The sequence below is a fragment of the Clostridium sp. genome (assembly GCF_050717635.1).
Taxonomy (GTDB): Bacteria; Bacillota; Clostridia; order Clostridiales; family Clostridiaceae; genus Clostridium_AD.
This window is the reverse complement of the sequence record NZ_JBOITO010000039.1, coordinates 220,035-232,797: the sequence shown is the minus strand read 5'-3', so window position 1 is coordinate 232,797 and position 12,763 is coordinate 220,035. Positions and strand designations below refer to the sequence as shown.

At 29.8% G+C, this 12,763-nt stretch carries 13 protein-coding genes; 8 read left to right on the top strand and 5 right to left on the bottom strand.

What is annotated here, in order from left to right:
• Positions 1–47: 47 nt before the first annotated feature.
• On the top strand, positions 48–1,406 hold the full coding sequence (locus tag ACREWB_RS20020) for a putative bifunctional diguanylate cyclase/phosphodiesterase (protein WP_431549225.1): 1,359 nt from the start codon (positions 48–50) through the stop codon (positions 1,404–1,406).
• Between the two features lie 3 nt (positions 1,407–1,409).
• Positions 1,410–3,119 (top strand): ATP-binding protein, encoded by a 1,710-nt coding sequence (locus ACREWB_RS20015; RefSeq protein WP_431549224.1) that lies wholly within the window; start codon positions 1,410–1,412, stop codon positions 3,117–3,119.
• A 169-nt stretch (positions 3,120–3,288) separates the two neighbouring features.
• On the opposite strand, the gene ACREWB_RS20010 is transcribed toward ACREWB_RS20015, so the two are convergent.
• Complete coding sequence (locus ACREWB_RS20010; protein WP_503417249.1) at positions 3,289–3,561, bottom strand: hypothetical protein; 273 nt, start codon at positions 3,559–3,561, stop codon at positions 3,289–3,291.
• Positions 3,562–3,767: 206 nt separating this feature from the next.
• On the opposite strand from ACREWB_RS20010, the gene ACREWB_RS20005 reads away from it, so the two are divergent.
• The 6 genes from ACREWB_RS20005 to ACREWB_RS19980 all read left to right on the top strand — a co-directional run bounded on the left by ACREWB_RS20005 (position 3,768) and on the right by ACREWB_RS19980 (position 7,417).
• Positions 3,768–4,013: a hypothetical protein gene (locus ACREWB_RS20005; protein WP_431549223.1), complete on the top strand. Its 246-nt coding sequence runs from the start codon at positions 3,768–3,770 to the stop codon at positions 4,011–4,013.
• Between the two features lie 158 nt (positions 4,014–4,171).
• On the top strand, positions 4,172–4,675 hold the full coding sequence (locus tag ACREWB_RS20000) for a hypothetical protein (protein WP_431549222.1): 504 nt from the start codon (positions 4,172–4,174) through the stop codon (positions 4,673–4,675).
• 242 nt (positions 4,676–4,917) lie between these two features.
• Entirely contained in the window at positions 4,918–5,742 is an 825-nt protein-coding gene (locus ACREWB_RS19995; protein ID WP_431549221.1) for a metallophosphoesterase, read from the top strand.
• Positions 5,743–5,896: 154 nt separating this feature from the next.
• Positions 5,897–6,232 (top strand): hypothetical protein, encoded by a 336-nt coding sequence (locus ACREWB_RS19990; protein WP_431549220.1) that lies wholly within the window; start codon positions 5,897–5,899, stop codon positions 6,230–6,232.
• 27 nt (positions 6,233–6,259) lie between these two features.
• Positions 6,260–6,589, top strand: coding sequence for a DUF3784 domain-containing protein (locus ACREWB_RS19985; RefSeq protein WP_431549219.1), 330 nt, complete (start codon positions 6,260–6,262; stop codon positions 6,587–6,589).
• A 195-nt stretch (positions 6,590–6,784) separates the two neighbouring features.
• Positions 6,785–7,417 carry a hypothetical protein gene (locus ACREWB_RS19980; protein WP_431549218.1) on the top strand — a complete coding sequence of 211 codons (633 nt, stop codon included), beginning with the start codon at positions 6,785–6,787 and terminating at the stop codon, positions 7,415–7,417.
• 72 nt (positions 7,418–7,489) lie between these two features.
• Here ACREWB_RS19980 and ACREWB_RS19975 read toward each other — a convergent pair whose 3' ends face one another.
• The 4 genes from ACREWB_RS19975 to ACREWB_RS19960 all read right to left on the bottom strand — a co-directional run bounded on the left by ACREWB_RS19975 (position 7,490) and on the right by ACREWB_RS19960 (position 12,657).
• Positions 7,490–8,497 (bottom strand): DUF3231 family protein, encoded by a 1,008-nt coding sequence (locus ACREWB_RS19975; RefSeq protein WP_431549217.1) that lies wholly within the window; start codon positions 8,495–8,497, stop codon positions 7,490–7,492.
• Between the two features lie 222 nt (positions 8,498–8,719).
• Positions 8,720–10,465, bottom strand: coding sequence for an ABC transporter ATP-binding protein (locus ACREWB_RS19970; protein ID WP_431549216.1), 1,746 nt, complete (start codon positions 10,463–10,465; stop codon positions 8,720–8,722).
• Positions 10,455–12,197 carry an ABC transporter ATP-binding protein gene (locus tag ACREWB_RS19965; protein ID WP_431549215.1) on the bottom strand — a complete coding sequence of 581 codons (1,743 nt, stop codon included), beginning with the start codon at positions 12,195–12,197 and terminating at the stop codon, positions 10,455–10,457. Before ACREWB_RS19965 ends, ACREWB_RS19970 begins: the two co-directional genes overlap by 11 nt.
• Positions 12,178–12,657, bottom strand: coding sequence for a MarR family winged helix-turn-helix transcriptional regulator (locus tag ACREWB_RS19960; protein ID WP_431549214.1), 480 nt, complete (start codon positions 12,655–12,657; stop codon positions 12,178–12,180). The genes ACREWB_RS19965 and ACREWB_RS19960 overlap by 20 nt, the downstream gene beginning before the upstream one ends.
• Positions 12,658–12,763: the final 106 nt, after the last annotated feature.

Here is a 12,763-nt window from a genome sequence, read left to right as displayed (position 1 = left end):
ACAGTAGTACTTAAAACTAAGTTTAATTTCTACAAAGGGAGATTAATATGAAAAAAGTTATTTATAATTATAAAAGCGTATCTGAAGCTGGAATTAAAAAAGCAGAAGAACAAATAAGGCACCTTCAACATTACGATATGCTTACAGGGTTGCCTAATAGAGTTTTGTTTATAGAAAAATTAAGCAAAGCAATAAAAACCGTAAAAAACAATGAAAATGTTGGTGCAGTGTTGTGTTTGGACTTAGATGACTTTAAATCTATAAATGCAACCCTAGGGCACAACTATGGCGACTTACTATTAAGGATAGTTGCTCAGCTACTCTGTTTTTGTACAAGAAATTATGGAACAGTTGCTCGTTATGGTGGGGATGAGTTTTTAATATTAATTTCCGATATAGAAACTAAAGAAAAAGTTGAGATAGTTTGTAGTGAAATTATAGAATCTTTTTTAGACCCCTTTGAGGTTAAAGAAAAACAAATATATTGTTCTGCAAGCATTGGAATTTGCTTATTTGATCAAGACAATAGCGATAGTAATGAGATATTGAAAAATTCCAACAATGCTAAGTACCATGCTAAAGCTAAGGGCAAAAACAAATATTTCTTTTTCAATAAGGACATGTTAAAAGTCATGTTAAGAAAAAAGATAATTGAGAGCGCTCTTAGGAATGCATTAATAAAAGAAGAGTTTCAATTATATTATCAACCTCAAATAGATGTAAAAACTAAAAAAATAAAAGGGTTAGAAGCACTTCTCAGGTGGAATTCATCAGAAATAGGAGCTGTTTCTCCCGAGGAGTTTATACCCATTGCCGAAGATACTGGACTGATTTTTAAAATAGGAGAATGGGTTATAAATTCTGCATGCAGACAGTTGAAAAGCTGGAGGGAAAAAGGATATAAAGTTGACAAAATAGCAATTAACATATCTCCAGTTCAAATTCAAGATAGATATTTATTGGAATTTTTAAGCAATGCAATAAGTAAAAATGGATTAGCTGAAAACGATTTAGAAATAGAAATTACTGAAGGAACACTAATAAAATCTATAGAAAAAGAATCCGACATACTTATTAATTTGGTGAATAGTGGTGTTAAAGTATCTATTGATGATTTTGGAAAAGGCTACTCTTCATTGAATTACCTAACCGTGTTACCAATCAGTACTTTGAAAATTGATAAATCTTTTATAGATAGGATTTGTGATAATCAAAGCTATTATGGAATTGTAGAATGTATAATTCAACTTTCAAAAAGATTAGGCTATACTGTAATAGCTGAAGGTGTTGAGCATGAGGAGCAATATCTTATCTTAAAAAAGCTAGGGTGTGAATTAATACAAGGTTATTTTTTTAGTAGACCATTGCCACATGATATAATTGAAAAAATGCTAGTGGAGGCGTGAGTTATGAAGATTGTAACAAATAATAGACTTAACATCTCAGATAAGGTTAACACTATAAGTCCTGAACTAGAAGTTTATAAGAATATTTTTAATAATGCAAAAGATATATTTATCTTATCTGATAATTATGGAAATATAATCAACGTGAATAAAGAAGCAATTAAAAGCTATGGATATAGCTTTAATGAATTTTTAAAGCTAAATGTATTGTTTTTGAGAGGAAATAAAAATGTGGATTTTGTAAGTTCTCAGCTTAAAAAAGCAAAATCGGAGGGTATAGAATTTGAAGCTTTACACTATAGAAAGGATAGAACAACTTTTTTAGTAGAAGTAAAGTACATAGGAATTGAACTGGATTCAAAAGAATATCTTCTTGGTATTGTAAGAGATATAACTGAAATGAAAATTAACGAAAAAGAAATGATAGAAAATTATGAAGAGTTAAATTCAGTTTATGAAGAATTAACAGCAACTGAGGAAGAATTAAGAGCAAATTATGAGGAATTAATTGCAACTGAAGAGGAACTGAAAAACAACTACTTTGAACTGGAAAAAATAAAAGAAGAGGTGGAAACTGCTAACAAGACAAAAGATCAATTTATCGCAAATATTAGCCATGAAATAAGAACTCCGATGAACGGGATACTAGGAATGCAGCAGTTATTAGAGTTAACGGAAATGAATAGTGAACAACAGGAATATTTGGGAATGATAAAATCTTCAACCTATCATCTTCTTAGTATAATAAACAATATTTTGGATATTTCTAAGATTGAATCGGGGAATGTTTCATTAAATAATACAAAATTTAGTTTAAAGGAATTTCTTATTAGGATTATAAAAGAACTAACTATAGGGAGTGAAGCAAAGGAACTAGAAATAATGTATTTTTCCGATCCTTTTATAAATAATGATTTAATTGGAGATGTAGCGAGGTTAAATCAAATATTAACAAACTTAATAAGCAATGCTATTAAGTTTACAGAAATGGGACACATAATTTTCAGAGTTAATAAGGCATCCCAAAGTAATGATAAACTAAAACTAAAATTTTCAATAGAGGACACTGGTATTGGTATGTCACAAGAATTTAAAGAACGAATATTTAAACTTTTCAATCAAGAAGATTTGTCTTTTACGAAGAAATATGAAGGAACAGGTCTTGGGCTTGCTATTTCAAAACAATTAGTTGAAATGATGAATGGGGAAATATGGTATGAAAGTGAACTTAAAAAAGGAAGTACCTTTTACTTCACAGCAGAATTTCTCATTGACATTAAAAAAAATGATAAACAACAGGTACGCAAATTAGTCAAAGGTGTTAGTAACAATCTAAATAAAAAAATAATACTTATAATTGAAGATAATACAATAAACATGAAAATAGCATCAGAATATTTAAAGTTATTAGGTTATAATTATTTATGTGCTAAGGATGGACAAGAAGGAGTAAGAGTATTTAATGAAAACAAAATTGATTTAATTTTAATGGATATACAAATGCCAATAATGAATGGTTTTGAGGCATCTACTGCCATTAGAGAACTAGATATAAGAAATCATAAGCATACACAAATAATTGCTATGACAGCATATGCAATGGTAGGGGACAGAGAAAAATTTATAGAGTTTGGTATGGACGATTATATTTCTAAACCTTTTGCTATTCATGATTTAGATAAATTATTAAAGAAAATATTTAAAGAACATTAAGTAATAATAAAATCAGCATACACGGGCTTGATACTAGTCAACTGTTGAAAAATAAGAGATTTAAGAAATAATTAGTAAGAATAAATTGATTCCAGAGATTGGGAATTAAACGGGCAATCTTTGGTTGCTAATATAAAAAAAGCAACCTAGATGGTTGCTTTTTATTATATCAATTTGCAATATTTTTTATAACCCTAATCTCTATATCTTGTTTTTCAACCTTAATGGAAATAGCCTCTAGCTTTTTCTCTATATTAGTTAATTTCTCATAAGTTTGTGTATACCCATCAAATAAAGATTTAGTTTTGTCTTCAAATTTATCTTCAAGTCTTATAATATCACTTTTGTCAGCTTTTTTATCCAGTTTTATATTTATTTCATCAAACTTTAAATTCATTTCCGTATACATTTTGCTCATTAAATCAAATGTTTTATCTTCCAATAAATTCACCACCTTAAGAATTATTTAACTGATTTTAATTTCGTGATATCTTTCCAGTTACTTGCCGTTATAGATTCTATTTTATTTAAGTTATCTGTAATGTCTGTTGTATGAAAATAAAGTTAATATTGGAAGATGGTAATTATATGTTAAGTTATCCCAAATAACTTCGATACTATAAAGTGTTTAATAATAAATTTTTTAGTTTGATAGTTACTATAAAATTTAATAAGAAAAGTGGAATACTTCTACTTATTAAAGGAATGATTAACAATGATGATGAACAATTATTTTCTCAAAACATAGTAGATAATATATCTTATGACGTGGGAAAACGATTCGCTTCATATAAAAAATTACTTTCATCTATTACAAAGATAAAAAATCAACAAGTAAAGCAACTAGCTCTAATTGGTTTAAGGATGGTTACACAAAAGGCTCTTCTTTTATAGTTGATGGGAAAGAGTATAAATTAGATGATAATGGCCACTTAAATATTCCTGAAGGTACTGCCACTGTTATGGAAAATATAAAAATAAAAAAATAAGAGAATTGCATATAATACTCGGTTAAAATGCTGAGGTTTATTATATATTTAGGGGGAACTAATATGAATTTAGCGATTAATCAGGCTCAAACAAGAAATTATACAAATAAATATTTGAAAAAAAATAGAAATGCAAAAATTAGCTTAGAAATTGAACTTGCCGATAAAAAAATTATTGAGGAAGAAGATAAAATAGACTATGAAAGATATATAAAAAGTCATATGCTTTATTCAGCTTATTCTTTTGAGGATGCACAAAAACACAGAGTATCATTTCCGCCTACAACGGCACCTGGAATAGTTCGCAAAGCATGGAGAGAACAATGGGAAAAATCGACTGAAAAAGAAAAGGATGCTATGAGCCAACTTGGTTTAAACTGCATGGAAGTTTTAAACTCAAATAAAGGCAATATGCCAAATGATTTAAATGGATATATAAATTTAATTGAAAACATGAAAATATATATAGAACGGTACAATAATTGTCCTGGTGTTGATAAAGGGGTTTATGAAGGTCTTGTGACTGTAACTAATAGTTTGGCAACAGAATTAAATAAATATAATTAAACAAGCTTTGATAAATTTATTATCATTAATGAAAGATATAATAGGAGATATAAAATTCAGATAGTGAGTGCGGTATGCGGAGAGAAATGAATTATAAAGAGCTATTTATGATATAATTAGTAATAAAATAGATTTGAAAAACAAAAGAAAGCTATGTACTCAAACATTAGCTACGTGGAAATAGTAAAAAGTACAAAAAATGTTGCGGAAAATAAGAAGCTGTTTAGCAAAGGAGAGAATGTATGACTAATATATTTCATATTTTAATATACTTATTTATTTTGTTTATATTGTGGATTCTAATTGAAGCTCAAGTCTTTAGCGTACGAAAAACTATAATTAAAAATGATAAGATACCAAAAAAGTTTAATAATTTTAAAATTGTTTTTATATCAGATATACACTATGGAAGATTTTTTAGGGCTAAGAGATTGGTAAAGATAGTCGATAGAATTAACAAACTAAATCCAGACATTGTAATAATAGGTGGGGATTACTTAGATATTTCAGTAAAAAGTAATAAAGATGTAAGTAAGTATTTAAAAGAATTATTTGAAATTATAAGAAAATTAGAATCTAAGTTAGGGGTTTTTACGGTGCTAGGGAATCACGATTATTTTAATCGAAGGGAATCTCTATTAAATGAGATAAATATAAGTTCTTTTAAGCTACTTAAAAATAAAAAAGTATCTCTTAATATTGAAAAAGATAGTGTTGAACTAATAGGAATGGATGACTTAGTTAAAGGATATCCAGAAGTTGATTTGCTTAAAGAAAGTAGTAGCAGACTTACTATCGCTATATCACATAATCCGGATTTCTTCAGTGATTACAAGAATTTAATTAATTATGACTTAGGGATATCAGGACATACCCATGGAGGTCAAATAACCTTTTTTGGATTATATGCACCACATACATCTTCTAAATATGGTCAAAGGTACGTGAAGAAAATAGTCCATGAGAAAAATAGAGATATAGTAGTAACTAATGGCATAGGTAATGGAACTTTACCTATAAGATTTTTTGCTGTTCCAGAAATTGTTGAAATTAGTTTGGTGTTATAAGGAAACTTAATTTGGGCAGCAAGGGATACTGGTGTTAGAAAATTTAATCCTGAATATTAGTAATCAATTTCCGTATACTTGAAATTGATGTTATAATTAGTATATAAAGAAGCTCGTAAAAATTCAGAATAAAATTATTTTAGGAGATGTTATTATGTTATGGTGTCCAAAATGTAAATGCGAGTATCGTGAGGGATTTACAAATTGTAGCGACTGTGGAAGTGAATTATTAGAAATGATTGAATATGAAAAAGATGAAGAAATAGAAGGAAATAAAGATATGGATACAGTTGTATTTCTTATATCAGTTAGTAAAGATTTTGATGCAAAAATAATTGAATCAAAACTAACATCCTTTGGTATACCCTCATTAAAAAAATGCCAAGGTGTTGACGGCATTTATGGGTTTCCAGGTACTTCTGAAATCGATATATACGTACCTTCTAAGTTACTTGATAATGCGAAAGACTTAATTAATAATCAAAATTAATAAATTATTAAATGTAGGAGTTTTTATATGAAAAGTATGGATATATATGGGTTACTTATAATTACATTAATTATGGGAGGAATGTTTACATTTTTAGGATGGGTAATTAAAAGTCAAAATGCAGGAGATATGCTGAATGGATTTGATGCGAAAAAATACGATAAAGATATAGCATCAAGGATAGTAGGCGGAGATATGTTGTATACTGGTCTATTAGTTATTCTTATAGGAGTTGTTGGTGTTTTTTTTAGTAGCAAATTTTATAATTATATAACTATTGTACAGGTGGTTATTTACGTAATAGGAATTATAAAAATGATGTATGATATGGAGAAAAAATGTAGAATAAAAAAATAATTATGCAGTCTTAAAGTTGATTTATTAGGGGGGGCTTTATTTAAAGCTAGAATAAAGTGAGCTTGTAAGCGTAGAAGTAACGAGATTAACTGTAGAACTTGCCACTTGCCACGTGGGTGGCACCATTTTTTATATAAAAGTTATCTAAATTAATTAAAGAGAAGAATTATTATGGTTAGTGAATAGAGAGGTAAAATGGACAAATATTGTAGCCAGTGTGGATTTGAATTTTTAGAAAGCGAAAATAGTTTCCCCGAGCACTCAGTAACTAGCGAAGAAATTATAACAAATAATCGTGAACAAAATGCTGTAAATAGGAATAAGGGGTTAAATAATATTATTATTATTATTATTATTATTATTATTATTTCAGTAATTATAATTGCACTTGGGTCTGGATATTATTTTCATAAAAAATTTAATTCAGGAAGCAATGTTACAGATAAACCTAAAGCATTAATAAATAATACTACTTCAACTGAAAATAATAAAGTTTCAGATCAGAATGTGGAAAAATCACCACAAGGTACTCCTAATGAAGAATTAAATAAATCTTCTACTTATTTGCCAACATTAAATAAAAAATATACATATTATAATAAATATGTTGATGGTGATGAAGGTGAAGTAGATGTATGGGTAGGTCATATTGAAGGAGTGCCTTTAATGTCAATGTCTAATATTATTCCGCAGTCTGAAGTTTTTACTGAGCATATTGTAAAAAGAGATGATGGAATATATTTGATAGCTGATTATAATCCTGAAATTTATATAAAATATTTACCAAGTGAAATTCTTGAAGGTGCTTCTTATGACAAAATCAAGTGAAAAGCACCCCTGGGGTGCTTATTTTTATCTATCAGTATATATTTAAAGTCTAAAGTTAAGGTGTGTATTTTTTTATTTTGTAAGGCTATTTCTATCTTTCATTTGAGGAGGTTGCTCCATCCATTTATATTTAATCATTATCTTCGAACCTTCTTTTGCATAATCCAATTTATCTTTTGAAATAAGTCCAAGTTTAATAGGTAAATCATTTCTCATACTAAAAGATGTACCTAATGCAGTAAATCCTAATGGGGTACTGGATATTAAACTGTTTACATACATCATAAGTTTATCAGAGAAAGGTGACTTAGTTGAATCTGTAACTATACCTGCCCGTGTATTTGGAAGTTCAATATCACTTTGTAATAACATATTACAAAGTTCAGTAATATGCTTTTTTAATAATTCTATACCTTCTATGAAGTATTTTTTAACTTCAATTTCTGTTGCAACTTGTGCAAATCCTGTCAAAAACTTCATATCCAAAATATTATTCTCTATAGCTTCACTAATATAACCAACCTCAATTGTATCTAGTGAGCGTTTATCAGATAAAATATTATATCCACTCAAGTAGTTTTTATCTTCAATAAATTCTACTTGTTTTGGCATAGTTACATATGGTGACTTTGTAAGCAATCCTTTTCCTAATAGGTAGTTTGTAGTCATCATATAATATTTATTAGAAATTTCGAAGCCAAGTTTCAATATGTCATTAACCTCTTTCATATATGTCATTACGCAAAATACACCCATACGACCAGCAAATAATTTTGTAGCCCTACGAAGATTCATTATATTGAAAATGTCATCATATAGAGGAGGTGCTTCACTTACAATATCCTGTTCACTAATTCCTAATGGAATAACTACATTTTCATTATTAAATAAATTAATAATCATATTTTTTATATTTGTCGTGTCAGTAATGAAGGTGCTTAATATGTTTTGAGCTTCTATATCAATAGTTTTATCTTTGAATAAATTAAATACTGTTAGCGTTGCTGATTGTGATGTATAAATCATCCATAATATACCTAATTCTGATGAAGTTAACTGTATTTTTGCTTCCGTTGTCATTTAAATCCTTCTTTCTTTATAAATTTGTAATTACAAAATTTATAATAATACTTTTATTGGTAAAGATTTTGAATCTATAAATTTATGATGCTATTAATTAATATTATGCTTTAATCCATATTAAATTATACCTTTGTATGGCTTTTAAAAAAATGAGGACTTATAAATGTAATAACACAAGCATATATTAAACGTGGGTGGAACCTTAAAGGACTATGCCCCCTAACCCCAAGTCATTCTCTCTAGTTCGAGATGATTGCGATACCACTCATCACTTTGTAAAAGCTCTTCAGGAGAGCCAGAATTTTTAATTATGCCATTTTCTAAAATAGCCACGGTATCGCAGGCAATCATAGATGATAAGCGGTGAGTTATAGATAAAATTGTGTGAGCGTGGCTTGCATTTTGAAGTACTGATACAAATTTTTCTTCTGTTATAGAATCAAGATTTGCAGTGACTTCATCAAGTAGTAGAATGGGAGGATTAGTCACAATTGCTCTTGCAATAGCAAGGAGCTGTTTCTGACCTTGTGAAAAAAGAGTGTCACTGTTTACATTTGTATCAATACCATTTTCTAAAGCTTCTACATAGTCAGTTAGACCTACAAAGTCCAACGCATTTTCAATTTGATCCTTTGAAATATTCTCATCCTGTAGACTAATTTGATCTGCCACTGTGCCGTTTATTATATGAAAGCTTTGGTTAACATATCCGAAAATTTTGCGTTTTTCTGAATTTGGTATATCGTAAACATTAATTTCGTTTATGGTGATACTTCCATTAGAGGGTTTCAAAAATCCCATAACCAACTTGAATAATGTGGATTTTCCAACACCTGTTCTGCCTACAAAGGTAATCTTCTCTTGTGGGTTTATATGAAGACTAATGTTTTGCAAAATATCAGTTCCTTTTTCATATTGAAAGGTAACATCATTAAAGGATAGTTTTATATCCGCACGGTCAGGAATAATATCCTCCGCTTTAAGTTCAATATCATTACAATAATCCTCAGGTTCGCTATAAAAATCATTCACCCTACGAATACCGGATACTGCCTGCTGAATATTTTGAAGCTCCATACCTAAGTTTTCAATGGGTGCAAATAAATTAGAGATTAAGTCTATGGAAGCGGCAACCATACCTAGTGATATACCTAAATAGTTCAGCTGCTTAGAAGATAGTATTACAATAAAACCAATGACCACAGCACGAGTAAGTTGAATAATAGGAGAAAATACAGAATCATAGAAATTTACTTTTTCAATGGTTTTATAGTTGTCCAGCAAATAATTAGTATAGTTTTGTTCCATGTAGCTTTCTTTGCTATAGGATTTAATCATCTGTACATTTTTTAAGCTTTCTGAAATATGATTATTTACCTTACCCACCAATATTCGATTTTCTATTTGAGCAGTAAGCATTCTCTTTTGAAAAAGTCGAGTGATTGCATAAATAATAGGTAGTAGCAGCAAAGTAACACTTCCAAGCTTCGCGCTGAATATCCATATAGAAACTACAATTCCTATAATTTTAAAGCAGTCAACCATCATTCCAACAATACCACTTGTAAACAGGGAGTTGATTGCATCCACATCGTTTATGAATCTTGAAACAACTGTTCCTGTATCATTTGTGGAAAAGAACTTGGCATTTATTTTTTTTAGTTTTTGCATCATTTCAAGTCGAATTTCTTTGGATATTTTTTGACCTAAAACTGTAAGCACAGCCTGTTTAAAAAAATCAAAAACACCAATAAAAAATATTACACACATATAAGAAATTGCTAGAAAAAGCAACTTGTCATTGCTTTTTGGTACAAGGTTAAGATCAATAATGTATTTAAGTATTTGAGGGGGAATTAAGCTTGCTATAACAACACCACAAACAGCAATGAGTAGCAATATATCAAATTTTATGTTTTTCTTAACCACATTAATAATTGAAGTATTTACTAGACTATTCTTCATAATTATCCCCCTCATTACATTGTAAATTAAATATTGTGCTATAAACTTCATAGTTTTCTAGTAATTCAGTATGCGTACCATAATCTGCGGTTTTGTCATTGTTTAGAAATATAATCTTGTCGATTCTCTTAAAAATAGTTAAACGATGTGAAATTAGTATAATTAAACTGTCTTTATAATTATTTTTAAGATTTTCAATGATTTCTTCTTCTGTTTTCATATCAATTGCAGAAAAGGGATCATCTAAAATGATGATTTTGGTTTTTCTTAAAAGGGCTCTTGCCAGGGATATCCTTGATTGTTGACCGCCGCTTAACCTAATTCCACTGTTACCCACTAATGTGTTTTCGCCTTTAGGCATTGCTGCTAAATCAGTATCAAAGCAAACATCCTTCAAAACAGAAGTAATATCCTGACCATTTCCTAGAGTAATATTGTTATAAATGCTATCTGAAAGTAATTGAGGATTATGACCTAGGTAGGAAATCATCTGACTTCGTTCATATTCAGAGTAGCGCTTAAGTTCCTTGCCATCTATCTTTACACTGCCTAAATAGGAATATAATCCAAGGAGTGATAGCCCAAGTGTAGACTTTCCAGAGGCAATAGAACCAGTTACTCCAATAATTTCGCCTTGTTCTGCTTCAAAGCTAATATTCTCAATTATGTTTTCTTTGCTCGTAGCATAGCAAAAGCTGAGATTGGCCACTGAAAGACTGGTATTATCCTTATTAATGCAGGAAGTGGTAGTTTTACTTTGGTATTCTGTAAGATAAGGCTTAATGCGCTTCCATGATATCTGTGATTTTTGCACAGAATTAAATAGCTTGGCTGCTTTACTTGCTTTAATTCCCATTGCGGCAAACATAATGAGGTAGGTAGAGAAGTTACCTACAGTCCAGCCACCATTAATTACTTTTGTACCTCCAAGGTAAATTACCATGACTACTCCAAACATTGCAATAACATTGTAAATGGGTTGCATGGAATTTTCTAAGATGTTGGCTTTAATTGCTTTATTTTGCAAATCCTCTAATTGAGCATTATACCTATCTCTATTTTGATCTTCCATGCCGTTTGCGCGATAGAGCATGGCATTTTCAATGGTATCATAGGTAATACCGGTCACAAGGCTGCTTTTTTTGCGAAAGGCAATGGTGTACTTGTAAATAATATTTTTCAATTTTTCAGCAAGCACCATGGCAACGGGAATAAAAATGCTAGAAAGAACTGTTATTTTCACATCATAAAATAGCATTGATACGAAATAAGAGGTCATTAACACACCAGTATCAAATATCTCTGTGGTAAATTTGCGCATACCCTCTACGCAAAGGTCAACATCAGAAATTGCTCTAGTCATTAAATTACCGATATTTTCATTGTGGAGATTTTCAGTACTCTTATGCATTATGTTATTGTATATCATAAGCCTCATGGTAGCACTTGTACTATTAGCAAAGCGTCTAATGTAAAAACGTTTAAAGTAACGCATTAATTGAATCATTGCTATAAGTAAAACAAAAGTAACGGCCAGAATTACCACGGAGGATAGGCCGTCACCGCTAACAATGGAATCAATCAACTTACCTTGATAAATTGGTCCGAGGACTGTTGCACTATTAAAGGTTAAGCCAAATATGACAATACAGGCTACAACAAACTTTTCTTTTTTCCAATAGTTAATAATTTTATTTGGCTCATTAATGGGCTCAATCTTCAGCTTTACCATAATAATTAACCTCTCTTTTCTCAATATTAATAAAACGTTCCACACGTTCCTTTTTACTTTTTATATAAAGCTCATTGAGCACCTTTAAAAATACCACTTTATCATTCTGATCAATATCTTCAAGGAGCCATTCATAGAAAAAAGACTCTACAGAGGAAGTTATATTTTTAATATCAACTGCCTTTTCTGTTGTAAAAAGCTGTTTGGCACGTTTGTCATTTTCATCCTGCAAACGATATAGATATCCCTTTCTTTCAAGGTTTGCTACCATACGGGCAACAGCAGCTTTGTCCACATTTAAAAAACTGCGCAGTTTTTCTTGATTCACGCCATTATTTTTACGTATATAGTGTAGGCATTCATACTCAGAAGTCCCAATATTAGTACCTTTTAAGCGGATACTTGCGTATCTTTGTGCTGCGCGGCAGATTTTTGTAATATACCTTTTTGTTACATCCATAACTTCACCTCTTAATTTAGTTGATGTATCAACTAAATTAAGAGTAACACAATATTGTTGATACATCAACTAAAAACATTCGCTAAATTTCACCATAAACTAAATT

Excerpts from the sequence above, each read along its gene's own strand:
- ACREWB_RS19985 (WP_431549219.1), top strand. The coding sequence starts at position 6,260 with ATGAAAAGTATGGATATATATGGGTTACTTATAATTACATTAATTATG.
- ACREWB_RS20000 (WP_431549222.1), top strand. The coding sequence starts at position 4,172 with ATGAATTTAGCGATTAATCAGGCTCAAACAAGAAATTATACAAATAAA.
- ACREWB_RS19960 (WP_431549214.1), bottom strand. The coding sequence starts at position 12,657 with ATGGATGTAACAAAAAGGTATATTACAAAAATCTGCCGCGCAGCACAA.
- ACREWB_RS20015 (WP_431549224.1), top strand. The coding sequence starts at position 1,410 with ATGAAGATTGTAACAAATAATAGACTTAACATCTCAGATAAGGTTAAC.
- ACREWB_RS19965 (WP_431549215.1), bottom strand. The coding sequence starts at position 12,197 with ATGGTAAAGCTGAAGATTGAGCCCATTAATGAGCCAAATAAAATTATT.
- ACREWB_RS19975 (WP_431549217.1), bottom strand. The coding sequence starts at position 8,497 with ATGACAACGGAAGCAAAAATACAGTTAACTTCATCAGAATTAGGTATA.
- ACREWB_RS19990 (WP_431549220.1), top strand. The coding sequence starts at position 5,897 with ATGTTATGGTGTCCAAAATGTAAATGCGAGTATCGTGAGGGATTTACA.
- ACREWB_RS19980 (WP_431549218.1), top strand. The coding sequence starts at position 6,785 with ATGGACAAATATTGTAGCCAGTGTGGATTTGAATTTTTAGAAAGCGAA.
- ACREWB_RS20020 (WP_431549225.1), top strand. The coding sequence starts at position 48 with ATGAAAAAAGTTATTTATAATTATAAAAGCGTATCTGAAGCTGGAATT.
- ACREWB_RS19995 (WP_431549221.1), top strand. The coding sequence starts at position 4,918 with ATGACTAATATATTTCATATTTTAATATACTTATTTATTTTGTTTATA.
- ACREWB_RS19970 (WP_431549216.1), bottom strand. The coding sequence starts at position 10,465 with ATGAAGAATAGTCTAGTAAATACTTCAATTATTAATGTGGTTAAGAAA.